The sequence below is a fragment of the Ignavibacteria bacterium genome, from assembly GCA_016707005.1.
GTDB lineage: Bacteria > Bacteroidota > Ignavibacteria > Kapaibacteriales > Kapaibacteriaceae > UBA10438.
The window spans coordinates 852,240-873,299 of record JADJIQ010000005.1 but is presented as its reverse complement, the minus strand read 5'-3'; the positions used below and the strand labels follow the sequence as shown (position 1 = coordinate 873,299).

Annotated in this window: 15 protein-coding genes; 8 read left to right on the top strand and 7 right to left on the bottom strand. The window is 53.7% G+C overall.

Annotated features, from left to right (window positions below; all coding sequences use genetic code 11):
- Both IPI29_12020 and IPI29_12015 read left to right on the top strand, forming a co-directional pair.
- Positions 1-1,053 carry a hypothetical protein gene (locus tag IPI29_12020; protein MBK7413273.1) on the top strand — a complete coding sequence of 351 codons (1,053 nt, stop codon included), beginning with the start codon at positions 1-3 and terminating at the stop codon, positions 1,051-1,053.
- Entirely contained in the window at positions 1,050-3,326 is a 2,277-nt protein-coding gene (locus tag IPI29_12015) for a hypothetical protein (GenBank protein MBK7413272.1), read from the top strand. Before IPI29_12020 ends, IPI29_12015 begins: the two co-directional genes overlap by 4 nt.
- Positions 3,327-3,553: 227 nt before the next feature.
- Here IPI29_12015 and IPI29_12010 read toward each other — a convergent pair whose 3' ends face one another.
- On the bottom strand, positions 3,554-6,475 hold the full coding sequence (locus IPI29_12010) for a right-handed parallel beta-helix repeat-containing protein (GenBank protein ID MBK7413271.1): 2,922 nt from the start codon (positions 6,473-6,475) through the stop codon (positions 3,554-3,556).
- A gap of 546 nt (positions 6,476-7,021) precedes the next feature.
- Here IPI29_12010 and IPI29_12005 point away from each other — a divergent pair.
- The 3 genes from IPI29_12005 (at position 7,022) to IPI29_11995 (ending at position 9,404) form a co-directional block, all read left to right on the top strand.
- Positions 7,022-7,615 carry a transposase gene (locus tag IPI29_12005; GenBank protein MBK7413270.1) on the top strand — a complete coding sequence of 198 codons (594 nt, stop codon included), beginning with the start codon at positions 7,022-7,024 and terminating at the stop codon, positions 7,613-7,615.
- Positions 7,616-7,922: 307 nt separating this feature from the next.
- Positions 7,923-8,879 (top strand): NAD(P)-dependent alcohol dehydrogenase, encoded by a 957-nt coding sequence (locus IPI29_12000; protein MBK7413269.1) that lies wholly within the window; start codon positions 7,923-7,925, stop codon positions 8,877-8,879.
- 33 nt (positions 8,880-8,912) lie between these two features.
- A complete protein-coding gene (locus tag IPI29_11995) occupies positions 8,913-9,404 on the top strand; it encodes a DinB family protein (GenBank protein MBK7413268.1) in 492 nt (163 codons plus the stop codon).
- A 211-nt stretch (positions 9,405-9,615) separates the two neighbouring features.
- On the opposite strand, the gene arsA is transcribed toward IPI29_11995, so the two are convergent.
- Positions 9,616-11,385 (bottom strand): arsenical pump-driving ATPase, encoded by a 1,770-nt coding sequence (gene arsA / locus IPI29_11990; GenBank protein ID MBK7413267.1) that lies wholly within the window; start codon positions 11,383-11,385, stop codon positions 9,616-9,618.
- A gap of 342 nt (positions 11,386-11,727) precedes the next feature.
- On the opposite strand from arsA, the gene IPI29_11985 reads away from it, so the two are divergent.
- Positions 11,728-12,591 carry a mechanosensitive ion channel gene (locus tag IPI29_11985; GenBank protein MBK7413266.1) on the top strand — a complete coding sequence of 288 codons (864 nt, stop codon included), beginning with the start codon at positions 11,728-11,730 and terminating at the stop codon, positions 12,589-12,591.
- A gap of 93 nt (positions 12,592-12,684) precedes the next feature.
- Here IPI29_11985 and IPI29_11980 read toward each other — a convergent pair whose 3' ends face one another.
- Positions 12,685-13,380: a VIT1/CCC1 transporter family protein gene (locus IPI29_11980; protein ID MBK7413265.1), complete on the bottom strand. Its 696-nt coding sequence runs from the start codon at positions 13,378-13,380 to the stop codon at positions 12,685-12,687.
- Positions 13,381-13,610: 230 nt separating this feature from the next.
- On the opposite strand from IPI29_11980, the gene IPI29_11975 reads away from it, so the two are divergent.
- A complete protein-coding gene (locus tag IPI29_11975) occupies positions 13,611-14,096 on the top strand; it encodes a hypothetical protein (protein ID MBK7413264.1) in 486 nt (161 codons plus the stop codon).
- A 6-nt stretch (positions 14,097-14,102) separates the two neighbouring features.
- Positions 14,103-15,308: a YHYH protein gene (locus IPI29_11970; GenBank protein MBK7413263.1), complete on the top strand. Its 1,206-nt coding sequence runs from the start codon at positions 14,103-14,105 to the stop codon at positions 15,306-15,308.
- Positions 15,309-15,387: 79 nt separating this feature from the next.
- Here IPI29_11970 and IPI29_11965 read toward each other — a convergent pair whose 3' ends face one another.
- From IPI29_11965 to IPI29_11950, 4 genes are all read right to left on the bottom strand, one after another.
- Positions 15,388-15,804 carry a cupin domain-containing protein gene (locus IPI29_11965; protein MBK7413262.1) on the bottom strand — a complete coding sequence of 139 codons (417 nt, stop codon included), beginning with the start codon at positions 15,802-15,804 and terminating at the stop codon, positions 15,388-15,390.
- A gap of 92 nt (positions 15,805-15,896) precedes the next feature.
- Positions 15,897-17,615, bottom strand: coding sequence for a sodium:solute symporter (locus IPI29_11960; protein ID MBK7413261.1), 1,719 nt, complete (start codon positions 17,613-17,615; stop codon positions 15,897-15,899).
- Positions 17,616-17,718: 103 nt separating this feature from the next.
- Positions 17,719-20,184, bottom strand: a complete 2,466-nt coding sequence (locus IPI29_11955) for a PIG-L family deacetylase (GenBank protein ID MBK7413260.1) — start codon at positions 20,182-20,184, stop codon at positions 17,719-17,721.
- A complete protein-coding gene (locus IPI29_11950) occupies positions 20,184-21,020 on the bottom strand; it encodes a DUF2911 domain-containing protein (protein MBK7413259.1) in 837 nt (278 codons plus the stop codon). The genes IPI29_11955 and IPI29_11950 overlap by 1 nt, the downstream gene beginning before the upstream one ends.
- Positions 21,021-21,060 lie beyond the last annotated feature (40 nt).

Genomic DNA, 21,060 nt, shown 5'->3' with positions numbered 1-21,060 from the left:
ATGAGACATTTACTCCTCTCCCTCCTCTGCGGCCTGCTCTGTATGTCGTCAACGCGTATTCCGCCGGACACATCGGAGCTCGCCCTAGATGCAGGGCACGAACGGTCGGTCTTCTTTTGGCGCACCACCCTTACCATTGGTAGTAGGGAGCGCGCCATGCTTGATGAGATGAAGGTCTCAACTCTCTACGTTCGCTATCTAGATGTATCGGGCTACTCTGTTAGTGGTGCTCGTCCAGTGCAACCTATTCAACCGGAAGGTGAGCTCAATGTTAAGGGGCTCTCCATTGTTCCTACGGTGTTCCTGGATCCGGATGTGCTGCGTGACGCTCATGATAGCACTGAGCTGCATGGACTTGCCTATCGACTCGTTCGATATCTCCGGGAGATCGATACAGTGATCCATTCGGCAGCAGGCATCGCTATTCGGCCGACCTTCCAAAGGCTTCTCCTTGATTGCGACTGGACTCCATCAACACGCACGACCTACTTTCAATTCGTTCAATATGTTCAAGCCCTTCTGCCATCTACATCGGTTGAGACAACCATCCGACTTTGGCAGTACAGACATCCATCGCTTGCCGGTATTCCACCGGTAAAGCGAGGACTTCTGATGTGCTACAACATGGATCGATATGATGATCCATGGACGGACAATGCCATTGCATCTATCGAGAAGCTGAAACTCTATGTCCAGACGGAAACGGCACGGACCTACCCACTCATGCTCGACGTGGCCTATCCAACGTACCGTCAAACGGTCTATATGCAGAACAACGCCGAAAGCTGGCGATATGCACGGATCATCTATTCGGATCTGCCCGTAGGCCGCCATACGTTCACATCAGACACGATGATCGCTGACCTTCGTATCGGAAGGGGCGATGTGGTTCGTGTAGACGGCGGCACTGCCGATCTGCTCCGCGCAATGCATGATCACATCTCCACGACGATACCTCATGATCGTGTCGCCGGGAGCGCCCTCTTCGACCTCGACACGACCGAATTCGAACGAATCGGAATTCACGTCCTCAAGAGCATATACTCCGAATGATCTTCAAGAAGTATTTGATTCTGATCTCCTGTCTCACGTGTTTGCTGTATGAATCCAGAGCATGTGCGCATGAACTAGAACGATCGGACGTGCAGATCCTCTTGACGACAGGGGGACTGCGCGATCTCACCGATCTCCGCACCTGGTTCTTCACGTGGAGATATGACCGCACGGTAGCGTCTGTTGATCCCAATGGCGTAGACGCATCCAACAACATCAGCGAGTGGATGACTGCTCTTGGATCCTCGGTACGTCGAGGCGACATAGAGATTATTCTCTACCACACAGACCCTAGCGCGTTTCAGTCTTCTACAGATGCTCGCCCCCTAACAGAACGATTCCCTGGAAACACGTTCATTGCGTACGTGTGCAGACCTGAGAATCGCGAAGTACTCACGTATCTCGAGTTGGCGAAAGAGATCGAGCGTTTAGAGCTCAATGCCGATTGGGTGTATCGTTTGGATCATTACTATGCAGCAGCACGGGCTATGGCAGAGAAGGGGCTCCAGCGCCAACCACCTCAATGGCTCAGACAGCGTTACCTCTATCAATGGCTGCGAACATACCCGCTGCCAGACGCTGTTGTGTACGTTCTTGATAAGGAGTTCAGCGGTAAGCCTGCAACGACAACCATTCAACGGTGGATTCTCTTGCGGTATGTGGAGGCACTTCATACGAAGAACAGACCGGTTGATGCGAATCTTGCCGTGTGTGAGGTCTTCGACATGTGTCCATCAAAGAGACCTCGTGCCCTACAGCTGTTGGACACCAAACCCCACGTTACTGATGCAACGTTTCAGAGAGCATCGAAGCGTCAGCGTGTGATCTTGAAGACGATGCTCTCGATGCGCGACCCATTGCCGAGAATGGCAGATGTGAGAAGCGTCTATCGATTGGATCCATCGTCACGGTATTGGATCTTTCTCGCTACACGAGAACTGAACAAACTCGAAGATGATCTTGCAGAATGGAACACAGGTCGCAAACGTGTGCCGAAGGTTGATCGCATCATCGAGCTTGAAACGTTTCTCACTTCTACATTGCCCCTCAAGAACGCAGAGTGGGAATGCTACGTACGATTGATGCTCGCACAGTGCGCCACACTACGTCATGATCATCGAGCCGCTATTGAGCAGCTCACGTCGATGAAGCATCGGCCAACGAAGGCACTGGATCACCAGCATGCAGTGTTACTCGCCTACCACTACATCGCAACAGGCGAGATCCACGGTATGGCTAAGCAGGAGCGACTTGCAAAACTTTTGCTTGAGGTTCGTCAAGAACCAGAACCTACACCGGACACTACTTCGATGTGGGTAGCAACGTCGTTAGCGCAGCTCGCGTCTCGGGAATATGCCAGGAACGGTAACACGGCTCTTGCGTTCTTATACAGCACCTACTTCTTGTACGGTCAATGGGTAGCCGACTATGAGCCATACGCTACGTCGACAATGCTCAACACCGCCCTTCGCATTCTCGAAGGAAAGGAGCTGCCAAACGTTTCACGGTTCTTGAGCACTGGACAGCCCCCTTCCCTCGAATACATGCATCAACGACTTTCATGTGCGTATGCGTCCGAGGGCAGATATCGCGATGCAGCAACGTCTGCACGGGCATGGGAGAGCGTTCGGGGTGTAGACATCTATAGCATTTCCGACGTGAACGGCCTCGAACCGTTCTGGCCCCGGTATGTAGGTAAACGACGGGTTACGCTGAGAAGATGGCGAGCCTCGGTGTTGTACGATAGTCTAGCAACGCTGGAGGAGTCGGCAAAGTTGGCAAACGCCTCATGTCGAACACTACTCGACCGAGCACATGCTTTGTATAGCATTACCTACTACGGGAGTTCATGGCGGTTGTCGAGGATGGAGCGTGGGGAGGATGAACCTTCAAAGGCATCCAATGAAACGACCTATCGTACATTGGCCTTTAAGGAAATGCCCGACAGATCGCGAAACTCACTATCGATCGGATCGAATGCCGATTATTATTCATTGCGTAGGGCAATCGCAGCATACAGGAAAGCGAGTGCCCGTGCCAGCTCCGAAGCAGAGCGAAGTGAGGCCGAGTACATGCTCGCGCTGTGCGACAGGAACAGGCAGCTAACCGCCCTAGGCCTTACTCGCCGGTCGTATGTGGTCAATCCTCTGGGCCGCGTCAATCACAGCGCGTTTCGGAAGTACTATCGCCGATACGGCGAAACGAGCTTTGCGCAGGGGTTTAACTGTCCGACGCTGAGAGCGTATGCCGGGAGTCTTACTCTCCCGGAGTGACTCCCGGTGTCTTACTCTCCCGGAGTGACTCCCGGCGTCTTACTCTCCCGGAGTGACTCCCGGCGTCTTACTCTCCCGGAGTGACTCCCGGTGTCTTACTCTCCCGGAGTGACTCCCGGCGTCTTACTCTCCCGGAGTGACTCCCGGCGTCTTACTCTCCCGGAGTGACTCCCGGTGTCTTACTCTCCCGGAGTGACTCCCGGTGTCTTACTCTCCCGGAGTGACGCTCACCATACGACCCACCGACCTACCCGACGCCCGTCGTGGTCAACAAGGAGGAGGCGGGCGCCACGAGGAGGAACTACGCTCAGAGGTTCGCCTTCGGCGAGTTCTATCCTCGTCGCACTTCCGAATGAGCGCCCACCAAGATCGGAATACTGCACGGTGTAGGATCCGGCAGGGAGTCCGAACACACGAGCGGTTCCGTCGGTGCCGTAGCTGATGGTTGACTGCTCAGCCCCCTTCACATCGATGCTGTTCACAACCTCTACGTCGAGGATGATGGAGTCGCGGTTGTTGGTAACCACAAGGTCTCGTTGTGATGGCCATGCGCGGACGTGGCGGACGTGCGTGCCCGTGAGGAGGGATCTGCCTACAACACGCAAGACGATCTGTTCACCGGGGTCGATCGTAGGAATGGTTGCCACCACGACGGTATCGAACACACCCACGACACCTTTCGAGATTCCCACGGAGTCAGCACTGAACCACACGCCGAGCGAATCGTGAACTGTCACAAGCGTTGCCTGGTCAAAGCCCTTATTCGTGATGATGGCCGTAAGCTCTGCCCTTCCGTCATTATAGACCTTCGTTCGCGACGTGTCGATGGTGATCGCAATGTCAATCGCAAGTTCTTCAGGAGGGGCAAGGGGCTTTAGAGAGTATTGAGACGTGCCGTGAATGCCCGTAGCGGTTGTGGTTACGATGGGATGTTTGGCGAGACGTGCATCGATATCTGATACGTCCAGCAATGTGTCGAAGACTGCATATCCCGACGAATCGGTGCGAACCGAGAACCATCCTACTACGTCACAACCGGTGATGGTGTACCAGATCGAGTCGGGGATCACTTCGTCCAACGCAACATCTATCCGATACGCTGTGTTCACGGTTCCATCAAGGTATCCAGCTACACGAAGCTTACCATCCTTCTTTGCTCCTATCCACATCCATGGTGTGTTCTGCAACATGTTCGATCCGCTGTCGGCATCGAATGCATCGTAGGCGTGATCGGTATAGTAGGTCGCAAATGTGTCGAGTGCGATGCCACCGTTTCCATTGTCGCAGATCTTATTGCCGAGGATCTTCACATTCTGCGCGCCATACGCTACCTGTACACCCCACCATTGATTGCGCTCGATGTTATTGCCCTTCTTACCATCGAACTCATCGCCAATGGTCACTTCTTTCGCGCCGTCAACATAGACTCCACTCCTACCGTTGTTCCACGTGATTGGATCGGTCTCAAGTGCCCCAATCTGATTATTGCGCACCACTACATACCGCGTACTATCATTGGCGATCTGTACACCATTAAAGGTACATCCCGTGATAATATTCCGTTCTATGAAGATGCTGTCGGCATTGAGAATGGACACACCATTCTCCCCGTGAAACAGCACAGAATCAGCATTTGTAGCGTAGCCGATCAGGTTTGCGGTAATGCGGATATTGCTTGGACGTTGATAGATCGGAGGGGTTTTAGGGTCGAGGAAGATCACAACGTTTCGTTCAATGCGAATGCCATCGCCCCAATTCGAAGGAATATAATTGTCTTCGATGTCGATGTTCCGAGCATCATAGAGGATGTGAATTCCGTTCTTGCCATTGGCACGAGCGGAGTCCATTTGGAAGGTAGATCCAATGAGGTTGTGTGTGACACGCACGTTGGACAAACCGGATGATGCCAAGACGATCCCACTTCCGCCGTTGGAGCCGATCACGTTCCAATAACCATCAGCACTCACTGGTCCGATCACAGCATCTGAGAGGAAGGTGCAGTGTATACCATGACTCCCATTTCCCATTGGTATGCGTGCTGTAGAGTCGAGTCCGATGATGTTTCCTTCAATAACCGTTGTGTTGGCAGAGGTAGAGATCCCCGCGAACGTATTGCCACTCACTACATTTCCTTTGACAACATGGTCAGCCCCATTCAGTCGAATCCCGTTTTGATTAGGAAGGGGCTTTCTGGTCTTGCGATCTACGCCGACGATATTGTTGATGATGGTGACACGACGCGATGTGGCATCGGAAACGATGATCCCATTTCCCTGATTGCCGCTGACGATGTTGTTGCGTATCGTATCGTCGGACGAGCGGGAGATGCTGATGCCGTGCTGCAGATTTGGGATGGTATCTGTTACCTGATCATCGGTACCGATGCGGTTTTCGTAAAGGCGTGTGAACATCGCCTTGCCGCGTCCATCGATCGTGATCCCGCCGTATTCATTACCGCTGATGAGATTATGATGGATGTGAAGTCGTTCATCTTCCGAGAAGATGCCATGTCGAGAATTTGGTGCCTTGCGATATAACTCATTAACTCCCACGGCCGTGAATTGGATCTCGTTGTTTGAGCTACCAAGAATGAACGACATTCCGTTGCCGCCGGTACCGCTACAGCCATAGATATAGTTACTGAAGTAGCCGAGCATTGCGCCACCGATAACGTTGTTCTTAGCGCCGTTGAAGTTCATACCCGGGCCGTTGCAGTTCCGGACGATCATCATTTCAATGACACCGTCGCTGGCCTGCCAGACAAGGCCCGAGCCGTTGATGTTTTCGATCATGATGTTCCGCACGGACGATCCATTGCCGCGAACAAACAATCCCGAGGTGATGGTTGGGGTATTAACCCCATCGAGATGGATCCCCTTTCCATTGAACGTGATCATCGGCGTCACGGCAGGGAGGGTACTTGCAAGAGTGATGGTTTTATACTCTAGCGTAGGAGCGATGAGTATGGTTGCTGCTACGCCCCTTTTATTGATGTTCTCAATCGCCGACCTAAGAGTGGCCGGTGAATAGAGCTCATCGGTAAGGTCCGAGTCGGATACATCTGCAAGAGATGTAACTGTGTACTGCGCCCGAGCCGTGCCGAGCATGAGCAATAGGCAGGCGATAAGAGCTGGAAGCCTGTGTTTCATCGTTGTTCCTCCATAACGATGGGTTCCGGATATCCGCCAACGTACGGAAAATCAGAGCCCGCGCTACTGCATTTCCGCCCGCGGCGGCGCCCGCGCCGCTGCGCGGCCGAACGGCGCTGCGCGGAACCACGCTCCGCAAAACTCGCGCTTCGCGGAACTCGCGCTCCGCGGAACCACTCCCGCGGAACCACTCCGGGAGTCTTACTCTCCCGGAGTCATGCCGGGTGTCTTACTCTCCCGGAGTCGTACCGGGAGTCTTACTCTCCCGGTGTCGTACCGGGTGTCTTACTCTCCCGGTGTCGTACCGGGTGTCTTACTCTCCCGGAGTCATGCCGGGTGTCTTACTCTCCCGGAGTCATGCCGGGAGTCTTACTCTCCCGGTGTCGTACCGGGAGTCTTACTCTCCCGGTGTCGTACCGGGAGTCTTACTCTCCCGGTGTCGTACCGGGAGTCTTACTCTCCCGGAGTGAAATGTCACGTTTGGTCGGGCTCAGAGCACGAAGAACTGAACGCACCAATTCACTCATTTCTTTCTCGGAGGTCGATATGCCAGCACGCACCACGGTAGCCCATGAAGGGGAATACTACCACGTCTACAATCGCGGAGCATTGCGCATGACGCTGTTCTTTACTCCCTTTATGTACGGACTCTTCCTTAAGCTCTTAACGGAGTTTGCAGAGAAGTGTCACATCAGCATCATTGCGTTTTGCCTCATGCCGAACCACTTCCATCTCTTGATCAGAGTAGAAAAGGGTGGTTCAGTCGATCAGTTCATGCAACGGCTTTGCTCAGGGTATTCACGCAAGATCAATCGTTACTTGTCGCGTGCCGGAACAGTTTTCCAAGGCAGATACCACATTAAACATGTAGCCAACGACAACTACTTCAAGTCACTGTGTCGCTACATTCACTTGAATCCCGTTAAGTCTGCGTTGGCCGAGTTCCCATCAGGGTGGGAGTATTCGAACTATCTGGAGTGCTTAGGCAAGCGCGCTAGCATCAGTGGGCAACACCATGTCGTTAGCGAGATGTTCGGCGGCGCATCATTCTACGAGGCGTTTGTTCATGACGGGCTAGGTTCAGGCCCGATCGACAATGCAGAGCTCGCCGCAGATCTGGCAGAGATGCACGCACTGTGACTTCATCCCCTTCACATCGACCCTTCTATAACTCCGGGAGTCTTACTCTCCCGGAGTTATGTCGGGTGACTTACTCTCTCGGAGTCATACCGGGAGTCTTACTCTCCCGGAGTCATGCCGGGAGTCTTACTCTCCCGGAGTCATGCCGGGAGTCTTACTCTCCCGGAGTCATGCCGGGAGTCTTACTCTCCCGGAGTCATGCCGGGAGTCTTACTCTCCCGGAGTCATGCCGGGAGTCTTACTCTCCCGGAGTCATGCCGGGAGTCTTACTCTCCCGGCATCGTTCTAGGTGCTTATCTTTCACGTCATGAAAGCCGCTATTCACCTTCGCTATGGCCCCCCAGAAGTAGTCTCAATATCGGACGTACCCAGTCCCACTTTGCAGGACGGCGAATTCTTGGTTCGCGTACATGCCTCTACGGTGAATCGAACGGATTGCGGGTTTCGGAGTGCCGTCTATGTTATCTCTCGACTCTTCAGCGGTCTATTCAAGCCTCGACGAAACATCCTCGGATGTGAGTATGCGGGCGAGGTGACCGATGTCCAAGGTGTCAAAACCGTAAAGCCCGGTGATCGTGTTTTTGGATACAACGACACTCGTTTCGGCGGACACGCGGAGTACATGGTGGTCAACGCGAATGATGCATTTGCCCTCATTCCGGAGTCGATGTCCTTTATCGATGCAGCGCCCCTTACCGAAGGTTCCCATTACGCACTTTGCGATCTCCGCGCCGCACACGTCGGCGAAGGAACGTCCGTTCTCATCTATGGTGCAACCGGTGCCATAGGATCTGCAGCTGTTCAACTCGCACGTGTCATGGGCGCTAAGGTGACGGCGGTTTGTGGAGCTGCCCATCTCGACCTTGTTCGATCGCTTGGGGCTGATCGTGTGATCGACTTCACTTCCTCGGAATTCGCCCGCCTGAGCGAAACGTTCGATGTTGTCTTCGATGCTGTCGGAAAGCTCTCATGGTCACGGTGCAAACCCCTCCTCACCGACAGAGGATGTTACATCTCAACCGAACTCGGACCGCGATACGAAAATCCGTTCCTGGCTCTGCTCACTCCATTGTTAGGGGGCAAGCGGGTCCTCTTCCCTATCCCAACAATCACCGCACGTGATGTTGAATACCTTCGGTCTCTGGCGATCAAGGGATCATATCGCCCCCTTATTGATCGTGTGATGTCTTTGGACGAGATCGTAGATGCCTATCGGTATGTGGAGACCGGTCAGAAGATCGGAAACGTTGTTATTTCGGTATAGCGACAACATTTAAACACACAGACAAAAACCGACATGCTACAGCGCTATCTCACCTATAATCTCTGGGCGAACACTCGACTCATTGAGAACATTGCGGCTGTTCCTGCTTCATCGATCGATGGGCTACCCTTAGCCCCTTTCGGATCGATCCACGAAGCTCTCCGACACATCGTAGGCGCAGAGAATATCTGGCTAGAGCGAATGAAGGGGCAAAGTCCGACGGATTTCCTTGGCTTCACCGAAGGCAAGACTCTTGACGAACTCTTGGGCATGCTTCGCGTAGGGTCACAACGTTGGGTCGAGTATGTCACGGATCGTGCACGTGATGCAGAGTGGATGAGCCCTGAAGCAACGATGACATATACGACAACGAAGGGCGTCGTTTTTGTGCAGGCGATCCCGGATGTTGTGTTGCATGTGGTCAATCACTCCACATATCACCGCGGCCAGATCATGTCGGCCCTACGTTCGGTCTATGACGGGCGCTTGCTCGGACTTGATATGTTCGTGTTCGCTCGCGGGTGACGCCGCACGCGAGTGACTCCGGGAGTCTTACTCTCCCGGAGTGATGCCGGGTGTCTTACTCTCCCGGTGTCTTACTCTCCCGGTGTCACTCCCGGTGTCTTACTCTCCCGGTGTGATGCCGGGAGTCTTACTCTCCCGGTGTGATGCCGGGAGTCTTACTCTCCCGGTGTGATGCCGGGAGTCTTACTCTCCCGGAGTGACTCCCGGTGTCTTACTCTCCCGGTGTGACGTGCGAAAGTGCCAGCAGCTGCTCCACCCCTACCGGCTCTTCCTTCAACATCGGGACCACGGCATATCGTGTAGAAAGTCTTTGTGACACGGCCTCTATCTCACGCAATTCATTGTTAGCCCGCTGCACGAGAAGCGTCGATCGCGGTTTGGCGGCGGCAATGCTGTTGTTGATGACCCACGCCCATGGTTCGATACCTGCTCTTCGGAGGTCTTCCTGCAACGATGCCGCCTCCAGCACCGGCGTTGTCTCTGCCAGTGTAACGAGGAGCACCTTTGTGTGCCGATGATCCTGCAGCTGCATCATAGGTGTTGTGAAGTTCATGCCGGTCTTGCCCATTTGCCGCGATACGTCTCGGTGATAAGAACCCGTAGCGTCGAGCAATAGCAGAGTATGTCCGGTGGGGGCAGTGTCCATCACCACGAACGTTCTGTTCGCCTCACGAATGACACGAGAAAAGGCATGGAAAACGGCGATCTCCTCTGTGCACGGTGACCGGAGATCTTCTTCCAACACTGCCTTGCCAACGTCATCGAGTCGTTCGCCCTTCGATCTCCGTATCTGCTGTTTGTATCGCTCTGTCTCTTCTCGCGGGTCGATCCGGCTCACTGTGAGGTTTGCCACCGTTCCTCCGAGCGTTTCTTGGAGATGTGCCGCAGGATCGGAGGTTGTCAAATGAACCGCATATCCCCGATGCGCAAGCTCAACAGCAACAGCGGCTGCGATCGTTGTTTTGCCCACTCCGCCCTTTCCCATGAGCATGATCAGCCCCTTACCATCCTTTGCGATCTCGTCAACAAGGGCTGAAAGGTGTGGGGCGTTGATGTCAGGGGGCGATGTGTTGACCAGATGAAGGGAACGGGTGGCGTCCACCTCGAATAGATCGGAAAGAGCATCAATCCCGACGATGTTGAACGGTTTCGTGCTCACTTCGTCGCGGGGGAGTGCACGAAGAACTCCGGGCATGTTTTGGATGGCTCCCTGCTCGCGTTGATGGATCGCGTGGGCCAGTTCATCGCGTTGATCATCCTCGGCAGGGAGTATGCCGTTGATCACGAGATATTGATTGCGAAATCCGATCGCGGCCAGCTCGTTGTGTGTGCATTCTACTTCTCGTAACGACGATTGTTGCGGACGTGATACAAGCACGAGACGAGTACGCGATGGATCGGAAAGTGAAGCAACGGCGGCGCCATACTGCGACCGTTGTTTATCGAGTCCGGCCAAGGGGCCGAGACATGACGCATCACCCTTGCCTGTTTCAAGAAATCCACTCCATGCGCCAGGCAATTGTAGAAGTCGGATCGTGTGGCCCGTAGGAGCTGTATCGAATACGATGTGGTCATACGGATGCGTCAGCTCCGAATCGACCAATAGCTCTGTGAACTCATCGAACGCCGCGATCTCTGTAGTGCAGGCCCCCGAAAGCTGTTCTTCCATGCTCTTCACTACATCCGGAGCAAGCACTCCGCGTGCCGGTCCGACGATCTTATCACGATACGCTTGAGCGGCCTGTTGCGGATCGATCTCCAGCGCATCAAGACCGTCAACGGCTCGAATGGATGTGATCGTATTGCCGATCGTACATCCGAACACCTGACCAACGTTCGATGCCGGGTCCGTGCTAACGAGCAGGACCCTCTTCCCTTCCCTTGCGAGTTTCACTGATGTGGCACAGGCGATCGATGTCTTTCCAACTCCCCCCTTGCCAGTGAAGAACACAAACCGAGGAAGATCATTGAGGAAGAGCATTTCATTAGACCTGATTGTTGCTCCGACATTACGACAAACGTCCGCCAATTCTTATGACACCAGACATCACTCCCGGAGTCTTACTCTCCCGGCGTCACTCCCGGAGTCTTACTCTCCCGGTGTCACTCCCGGAGTCTTACTCTCCCGGTGTCACTCCCGGAGTCTTACTCTCCCGGCGTCACTCCCGGAGTCTTACTCTCCCGGCGTCACTCCCGGAGTCTTACTCTCCCGGCGTCACCCCCGGGGAACAATACCTGCCCCCTACAGTAAGCACAAAAGCCAGACCGATCACACATGCGGATCGGCGCCGAAACATCGCATTAAATCTGACAACGGATCAAAATGAACGAAACCTTGACTTTCTTGCTCGATACCCCCATTCTAAACACAGGAGCTAATGGAATCACAGTAAAGGCCTTGTTGATCACGGTTGGCGCCATGATTGTTGTGATCCTTGTGTTACGCTTCATCCGTCGAGCTGTGATGAAGAAAGTATCGAAACGACAGGGGGCTAATCTTGGGCCGATCAATTCCGTCCTCATCATCTCTAGCTATGTGATCATCCTTGTAGCTGTTATCACAGTGGTAGAATGGTCGGGGCTTAATCTCGGCGCTCTTACGGTGATCTTCGGAGCATTAAGTGTCGGTATCGGTTTCGGACTTCAGAACATCGTCAACAACTTTGTGAGTGGGATCGTGATCCTCCTTGAGCGTCCGATAAAACTAGGCGATCGGATCGTTGTCGATGGAGTGGAGGGAAACATCGTCGACATTGCGATCAGGGCATCTACGTTGCGAACCAACGAAGGTGTTTCGGTGATCGTGCCAAACTCGTATTTCATTGGCTCTGCAGTGATCAATCGCTCGCTCGACTATGAAACCGTCCGACTGAAGATCTATGCCAATGCCTCGTATGATTCCGATCCGCGTGAAGTTGAAAGGATCCTACTCGCCATTGCCGAGGCAAATCCAGGCATACACAAAGACCCAGCGCCTGTTGTGATCTTCGAAGCCTTCGGCGAATCAGCACTTCGGTTCTACCTCTGGGTGTGGACCAGTGAGTATGCTCACCGTCCAGATTCGATCATCAGTGACGTGAACTTTGCTGTAAGCGAGGCCTTTGCCTCAGCTGGTATACGAGTCCCATTCGCACAGATGGACGTGCACCTAACGAGTGACTCCCGGAGTCTTACTCTCCCGGTGTGACTCCCGGAGTCTTACTCTCCCGGAATCACTCCCGGAGTCTTACTCTCCCGGAATCACTCCCGGAGTCTTACTCTCCCGGTGTCATGCCGGGAACTACACGGTCGCACCAAACAAACGTCCCACGGCCGCAGTCACAGCCATTGCAAGTGCACCCCAGAACGTAACTCGTAGAGCCCCTTTCCATATAGTAGCTCCGCCGGCCCACGCCGCAAGTGCACCGAGAACCGTCAGACTGAGTAGCGTTATTATGGTTGTGATGGTGGTTGCGGAATCTAACGGTGCAAACAATGTTCCGAGAATTGGAATAGCGGCACCAACACAGAAGGCAGCCGCAGAAGCCAACGCAGCTTGAACAGGTCTTGCGCGCAAGACTTCGGTGATCCCAAGCTCATCTCGAGCGTGAGCCGTCAATGCATCACCCTCCATTAGCTTGATCGCAACCTGTCTAGCAAGGGGCTGGTCAAGTCCGCGCCCGATATAGATTTCCGTTAGCTCTTCAAGCTCCTTCTCAGGCTCTTTTGCAAGTTCTTGGCGTTCACGAGCCAGATCAGCATTCTCCGTGTCGGCTTGTGATTGGACAGATATGTATTCGCCAGCGGCCATTGAAAGAGCACCGGCAACGAGCCCGGCAACTCCGGTGAGAAGTATCACCTCCGACGTTGCACCACCTGCTGCAACACCAACAACAAGACTGGAAACGGAAACTACGCCGTCATTGGCACCGAGCACGGAGGCGCGAAGCCACCCTATGCGATGAGCGCGATGTGTCTCGATGTGATTTGTTCGCATGGTTACAAGTTACACCGGGAGTCTTACTCACCGGGAGTGATGCCGGGAGTCTTACTCACCGGGAGTGATGCCGGGAGTCTTACTCTCCCGGAGTGATGCCGGGAGTCTTACTCTCCCGGAGTGATGCCGGGAGTCTTACTCTCCCGGAATGATCCGTTAAACCATTCGGATGCTGGAGCGTCACAGCCGGTCATCTCTCATTTCGGCATTTGCGGACCATAGGAGAATACGTGCTAAAGCGCACCCTTCACATCTCACTCGTGATGGTACTTACCCTTACGATGAAGACGGTCGCCTCATCACACGCCGGATATCGCGCGTATTTTACTGTGCGACCTCAACAGAAGGGATTGGTCGTGGAGGTGCGTATTCATGAGCACGACCTTACAACGGTACTCGCCGTAGCTAAGGCGTGTGACCCTGGACAGGACAAAACCATCTGTACTGCCGAGTACATTCGCTCGCATTTCAACGCATTTGTGAATGGGAAGCCCCTTTCCTTGATGTTCATTTCGTCAGCACACACCAAGAGCGATGAGGTCTATCTCTTTTCCGTTAGTGATATCGATCTGTCTTCGATTAAGTCCATTACTATCGTGAACACATGTTTTGTAACGGTTCAGCCGAAGTTTGAAAACATCGTTCGGTTCTTGCTCAAGGACGACGTATCCTACAGCATGAGCGATCGACGTCGTTCCATCACGCACACATTCTGACAAGAAATGAAACACATCATCATTGCTATTGCGGTTATTGTCTCCACAGTACTCTCCGCCCAAGCACAATGCGACCCAACATCGGTCTTCTCAAACACCACAACAAATGCGGTCTGCATTTCTGTTGAGGGGGCGATCCGAACCGTGTATTCGAACGCATTGCCTGACCACGAAACAGGTGCATTTCCTAACCCTGGCAACCCAAACTCGATCAAGGCTCAGAGGATCACTCTTACGATGTGTTCTCAACCACGCCTAGCCCCTACAAAAACGATCCTTGACCAAGGGAGTGGGAGCTGTCCATTCTGGGTGTTCGGTGTGGGTATCAATGGCCTGGAGTTCGATCCGATCGCAAACGAGTTCTTTCGCAATACGAGCACAGGACAACTAAACCGCTCTTGGAACCTCAACGCCTTGTCACCGAATGTGAAGCTGGGATTGGATATGAACCAGGCACATGTTCAGCCTACAGGCAAGTATCACTATCACGGCAGTCCAACGAAGTTCATCGAGTCCCTTAACGTCTCTTCCACGGCACATTCTCCGATCATCGGGTATGCCGCTGATGGTTTTCCGATGTATTACCGCTATGTGTATGAAGATCCGACAGGTGCGTCAAAGACCATCGTCGATGCAACGTCATGCCACAGACTCAAGGACGGAATGCGCCCGGGAGATGGAGTCTCCGCACCGAACGGGGCGTATGATGGCACGTACACACAGGACTACGAATACCTGACGAAAGGCGATTGCCTGCTCGATGAATGTAACGGAAGATTCGGTGTCACTCCAGATTATCCGAGCGGCACTTATTATTATGTGATGACGGAAACATACCCCGTTATACCGCGCTGTCTCTCCGGCTATCCTGATAAAGCCTTCACGATTGGTCCGCCTCAAATGGGGTGCGCAACCTCGAGCGCATCACAGATCTGCACTGTCTCGGGTATTGAGGGCGATCCGATCGCAATAATGGAACAGATAGAGATCGCACCGAACCCGGTTCGCTCAGTCTTGACCCTCAGATTCCTCTCCTCCGACATCGAACACCATGTGACCGCTATTCGCATCTTTAATGCAGAAGGCAGGGAGATGATCGCACAGAAGAATTCTGCTGCCGGAATCGATACTGCGTCGCTCCCCGATGGGACGTATTATGCAAGAGTGAATGTGGCCGGTACGGAGATCACGAAGGTCTTCGTGAAGCACTGACTCCCGGAGTCATGCCGGGAGTCTTACTCTCCCGGTGTCACTCCCGGAGTCTTACTCTCCCGGAGTCACTCCCGGAGTCTTACTCTCCCGGAGTCACTCCCGGAGTCCTACTCTCCCGGAGTCGTGAGGGAGACCATTGCTGGTCGATGCTCTTGGTTAGATCGCTCTTCACATTCCCGGTGTGTAGAGTTGTCTTGCGTTCAATAACCATGAGCAGACACTCTTCATCCGCTCGCGGACAGTGTCGTGTCCCCTTGGGTATAACCACCGACTCGCCGGCACTAAGCGTGAATACATCTCCCTCGAGTTGTATCACGAATGTTCCCCTGAGGACATAGAAGTACTCGTCTTCGTCATCGTGTTGATGCCATACGAAGTCGCCCTTGACTTTGGCGACCTTGATATAGACGTCATCGACTTCTGCGATGATCCGCGGGGACCAATACTCTTGCAGAGACTCTGCGATCTCTATGGGGCTGCCTGGTTTGATATCCATTGAACAAAAGTACGCGTACAACGATCTCCCGGCGTCTTACTCTCCCGGCATCACTCCCGGAGTGTTACTCTCCCGGAGTCACTCCCGGAGTCTTACTCTCCCGGAGTGGTTCCCGGAGGGAGCGGTTCCCGGAGGCGTGGCGCCCGGAGGGACGCCGGAAGACACACAAGCACCACCACGCCCGCACCGATCACATTCAACCACAAGAAACTCACAACATCCACGGCATAACACGTGATCACAACAACCTCAGCCAGTATCGCGGCGATGAAGACGATCGTCCCCCGTGCGCGCCTGATGTAGAAGGCCACGAGGAAGATGCCGAGGATGGGACCGTAGAACAGACTCCCTAAGATGTTCACGGCTTCAATGAGCGACCCCATCCGCGTAGCAAGCATACTCACGGCTATACAGAAGATGCCCCAGATGAAGGTGTGGAGACGGGCCTTGTGCACGGTGCCAACATCGCCAACGTTGTGGCTTCCAAACAATAAGTGCAGGTCCACGAGACTTGCCGTGGCCAATGAATGAAACGCTGCGCTGATGCTCCCCCATGATGCCAAGATCACAACGGCAAAGATGAGCCCCACCAATCCCACCGGTAGCATGGTCCGCACAAAGTGTAGGAAGATGTAGTTCGTGTCGCTGCTCTCAGCGATCCCCTGCTGCTTCACAAGGTCCTTGAACTCGGCACGCAGTGTGCGAAGTTCATTCCTCGCCTTTAAGAACGTATCAGTACTCGACGTGGCCGCAGCAACAAACTCGTTACCCCTTCGCTCCGTTAGAAGTTCGTTCGATGCCCTCGCAAGCTCAGCATTAGCCACACTCCACTGGCTCTGTAGCTCTTCATACCGCTGCGACTGCACGGTTCGCACCTTCTCCACCACTGACTCATTAAAGAATATGGGGCTAGGCACAACGGAGTATAATGCTACCAACAAGGCACCGATGAAGAGGATGCCGAATTGCATTGGAATCTTCACGATGCCATTGAGGAGAAGACCGCGCCTGCTTTCGTCGGTGTTCTTGCCGGTGATGAACCGTCCGACCTGACTCTGATCCGTACCGAAATATGACAGCGCAAGGAAGAAGCCCCCTACTAATCCACTGATGAGATTGTACTTATCATGAGGATCACTCGAGAAGGTGATCACATTCAACGATCCGCTCGCACCGGCAAGGGTAAGTGCATCGGTAAAGCCCATACCATTGGGCATCGACCCCACTAACACAAGTGCTGCAACCACCATCGATGCAAGAATGATCCCAAACATGAGCGTCTGCGTGTGTGCAACTGCCCTTGCACCACCACGCACAGTATAGAGCAGCAGCAATCCACCAACCAAGGTGTTCGTGAGGTAGATGTTCCACCCCATGATGCTCGCTACAATGATACTCGGAGCATAGATGCTGATACCAGTACTCAATCCACGCGAAAGCAGGAACAGAATACTTGTTACCACTCGCGTCTTCCTGTCAAACCGCTTCTCGAGGAATTCGTATGCCGTAAAAACGTTCTGCTTGCGGAAGATGGGTATGAAGGTCACACAGATCACAACCATCGCGATGGGCAGACCGAAGTAGTACTGCACAAATCGCATTCCGTCGGTGAAGGCCTGACCCGGTGCGCTGAGAAACGTGATGGCGCTTGCCTGTGTAGCCATCACTCCCAATAACACTACATACCAGGGAAGGGATCTGTCTGCGCGGAGATAGGCGTCGGCATCGTGCTGACCTCTCCCTCGCCACATGCCATATCCGAGGATCCCGAAAAGCGTTAAGCCAAAGACCACCCAGTCGATGGCGCTCATCGCCACACCTCAGTGAACCAAGCGTACACTGCGATCTGCACAAGAAGAAACAGGAGCACCGCTCCGTACCACCGCCTCCATCGCGCCCGATCGTTCTGCTCTGTCACTTCATCGAGACAAGATTGGCAAAGAGTCGCATCGCACCGGAAACACCGGCTGGAAGCTCTCTGAACAACGACAACGAGCACGAGATGTAATGCCCCTTCCCAACCTTTGCGTAGAGAAGGGATCCGGTAAGGGGCTGCTCATTCGCATCGTGCATGGAAAGGACAGACTCATATCGCTGGTCGTACTCGTTCGGGAAGTACAATCCACGCTCTTGTACCCATCCGTTGAAATCATCGGTGGTGATCTTGTTTGGCACATTCAACAGCGGGTGGTCGGGCTTGAGGATCGTAACCTCAGCGTCCTCTTCTGTTACGCGTTTGTTGGCAAGGGGCATGGGGTACGGACCGAGTTGTTTGGTCGACATATCCTGTGTGGTATTGTACTGCATCACCAACGTACCACCACGCTCTACATAGGTGAGCAACGCTGGCATCAGGTACTGCATACTCTTCCGCACATTGATTGCTCGGATCCCTACAAGCACTGCATCATAGGTGAGGAGTTCATCGGTGCGCAGGATTGTGGCATCATCGATCTCATCTACCACAACGCCTAGGCCTCGCAAGAACTCGGGTGCATATTCACCGGCACCGGCGATGTAGGCTATGCGTTTTGCTTCGATCTTAACACCACGTTCGTCAGGAATAGATATGCGGGCAGGTGTGGTGTATTGAACGGTTGGAAGATGGTCGTAGGTAATAGCCTTCACTTGACGATCATAAACAACACCATTGAGCTCTAACCCTACGCTGAGTTTTGTACCAGCATTCATTGGTATTGGTATCGTTATCAATGTGTCGGTGTTGGCTCGAATGGAAATGTCGCGGATCTCTGTGGGCTTGCTGCCTTTGTCGCCGCTAACCACAAGCCGAGCATTGCTCACGGGCTTGTATGCACGTATCCGCACACGAGCGTCTGACGATGTCTCCACGAGCTGCGTTGGTTCAACACTTACCGGTGGCACAATTCGCAGCACGTCGATCACATCTCCACGGAGCGGATCAAGCTTCTTGAAGCTCACGGGGAGCCGTACGTTAAGCGAATCGCTTCCAATGCCGATCACCGCTACTACCGCGTAGGAAGAACCATGTATCGGTAGGATCCTCTTGTCAAGGGGCGATGCGATCGTGAAGGTGAAGAGATTCCTGCTCGACTCGGTTGTTAGCCAGTATGGCTGCGTCACGGGTACGTTGTCGGGAATACGGGTTGCTACATCAAGGGTCACGAGAGAATCATTCGGGAGCATAACACTGCCGCGCTCTGCGCCGTCAGGCCAGCGGGCAGAAACGAGTTGCAGCGTAGAGCCCGCGCGCGTTGTGATCCGCAACGTTGTCCGCAAGGAGTCTCCGGCAACGGCAATTGGAACGTTCGTTGTGACCTCAGCAGAGAGGCCGATGCAGGATGCGATGATCGATTCCACTTCACTTGTCTTCAGTGAGCGCCACTCGACGTCATTCACGGACCGGATCATCGTTCGAATGCGAAGCAGTGCTTCGAGCGAGCGCTCCGGATGAAGCATATCGAAGGATTGAATAACGGCGTCGATGGCCTTGCCGATGTCGGCGCGCCCTACGCGTGACCACGTGGTGTCGATGCCGTCGAAGAGGCTCACCTTCGGTTCCGGTCCGGCGATCGTTGCGAAGAACTCCGGCTGAACACCCGGAGTGCTCGGCGTACCGGCGCCTTGACTGCGGTGAATGCTCCGGCTTATACCGGCGAGTTCACCATAGCCCATGCCGATGAGCGGATCGTATTGACCTACCTCAAGCTTGAACATTCCATCACGAACCGTGCTGCGGTTGCCAAAACGAAAGGCATTGAAGAGAAGCCGCGTTGGCTTCCACGGTGTAGTTCCCTGCAGCTGCTCTTCTATAATGTCTGCTTCTGCTGCTGAAACCTCGAGAGTTCCATTGCAGTATTCGATCGCGCGTTCAGCGATGATCGCAGAAGCAGAATGCTGACCGTGACCGGCCATGCTGTCCTTTGGAAATCGACAGATCACAACGTCCGGACGGAATTGCCGAATGGTGCGCACCGCATCTGCGATCAGGATGATCGAATCCCACTGCCGAAAGGTCTCTTCCGGATTCTTCGAAAAGCCGAAGTCGATGGCGCGGGCAAAATATTGACCCGCGCCATCAAGCTTGCGTGCTTCGAGTAGTTCGTATGTGCGAATGAGTCCAAGAGAAGCCCCTTGCTCACTTCCGATAATGTTCTGTCCGCCATCACCCCTGGTGATGGACAGATAGGCAGTACGGATGTGACGTCCAGTTGCAAGCCACGAGAGAAGTCGCGTGTTCTCGTCATCCGGGTGGGCAGCTACATAGAGAACACTCGTTAACGAGCGAAGTCGCTGCAGATCACCATAGATGCGTGTTGATTGCTTGGGACGTATGGGTTGCGCAGCCATCGTAACGAATGTTACGATCAGGGCGAGCAGAGCAAGGGGCAGTCTGGACATTACTTCAGCGTTTTGATGAGGTCTTGTGCGTACTTGTTGTATTCGGCTTCACCCGGTGTTCCCTTGGCAACTTCCATGGTCTTCGTGGCGGCATCACGTGCAACATCGTTCTTGCCAAGTTTAGCAGCGACACGAGCCTTGAGCATGAAGAGCCAGTAAGCCTTTGGATTGTTGTCCGCAGCCTTCGTTGCGTATTCGAGGGCTTTGTCGAGATTCTGATTGGTCTCGAAGTAGTATGTGGCTGCTTGTTGATACGGGATCGTAGGATTATTGATGGCTTTTTCGATGTTGGTCTTAAGTCGCTCTTGATTGTTCGCCTTCACCGGAACACTCACGTGCGTGCGCTCCCAAGCTAGGTCGATGGTGCACGAAGAGAACGTGATGTTGCCAATGTTGATCGTGAAGGTCTCAACAGTTGTTGGAAGTGTAGTTGGCTTCACCTTCATGCGGACAACGTCGTCCTTCGTGTCATAGCCCATTGCGCCCCAGTTCCCGGTGTTCTTGTTAAGGATGATCTCCCATTCCGAAGCGCCCGGGATGGAGTAGAACGAGTATGAGCCGGCCTTCACTGTTGTTCCACCGATCTCTACATCTTCTCCAAAGGTGATCTTCGTAGCTGCATTGGCACCAGTACGCCACACAACGTTGTACGGCACAAGGTCGCCAAAGACTGTCCGACCGCGCATGGAAGGCCTGCTATACACGATCTCTGTCTTCGACGTTGAGAACTCTTGTGTAATAGTGCTTGTTGGACTCAATGACGGTAATTTCAGATCTTGAGCTGCAAGGGGAAGGCTCATCATTGCTGCCAGTATCAGTACGAGGATCTTCTTCATATGCTATTCCTGGAGTAGGATGTGATGAAAGGTGTTGGAA

Bases quoted from the DNA above. Each gene is read 5' to 3' on its own strand.
- IPI29_12020 (MBK7413273.1), top strand. From the start codon at position 1: ATGAGACATTTACTCCTCTCCCTCCTCTGCGGCCTGCTCTGTATGTCG.
- IPI29_12015 (MBK7413272.1), top strand. From the start codon at position 1,050: ATGATCTTCAAGAAGTATTTGATTCTGATCTCCTGTCTCACGTGTTTG.
- IPI29_12010 (MBK7413271.1), bottom strand. From the start codon at position 6,475: ATGAAACACAGGCTTCCAGCTCTTATCGCCTGCCTATTGCTCATGCTC.
- IPI29_12005 (MBK7413270.1), top strand. From the start codon at position 7,022: ATGCCAGCACGCACCACGGTAGCCCATGAAGGGGAATACTACCACGTC.
- IPI29_12000 (MBK7413269.1), top strand. From the start codon at position 7,923: ATGAAAGCCGCTATTCACCTTCGCTATGGCCCCCCAGAAGTAGTCTCA.
- IPI29_11995 (MBK7413268.1), top strand. From the start codon at position 8,913: ATGCTACAGCGCTATCTCACCTATAATCTCTGGGCGAACACTCGACTC.
- arsA (MBK7413267.1), bottom strand. From the start codon at position 11,385: ATGCTCTTCCTCAATGATCTTCCTCGGTTTGTGTTCTTCACTGGCAAG.
- IPI29_11985 (MBK7413266.1), top strand. From the start codon at position 11,728: ATGAACGAAACCTTGACTTTCTTGCTCGATACCCCCATTCTAAACACA.
- IPI29_11980 (MBK7413265.1), bottom strand. From the start codon at position 13,380: ATGCGAACAAATCACATCGAGACACATCGCGCTCATCGCATAGGGTGG.
- IPI29_11970 (MBK7413263.1), top strand. From the start codon at position 14,103: ATGAAACACATCATCATTGCTATTGCGGTTATTGTCTCCACAGTACTC.
- IPI29_11965 (MBK7413262.1), bottom strand. From the start codon at position 15,804: ATGGATATCAAACCAGGCAGCCCCATAGAGATCGCAGAGTCTCTGCAA.
- IPI29_11960 (MBK7413261.1), bottom strand. From the start codon at position 17,615: ATGAGCGCCATCGACTGGGTGGTCTTTGGCTTAACGCTTTTCGGGATC.
- IPI29_11955 (MBK7413260.1), bottom strand. From the start codon at position 20,184: ATGTCCAGACTGCCCCTTGCTCTGCTCGCCCTGATCGTAACATTCGTT.
- IPI29_11950 (MBK7413259.1), bottom strand. From the start codon at position 21,020: ATGAAGAAGATCCTCGTACTGATACTGGCAGCAATGATGAGCCTTCCC.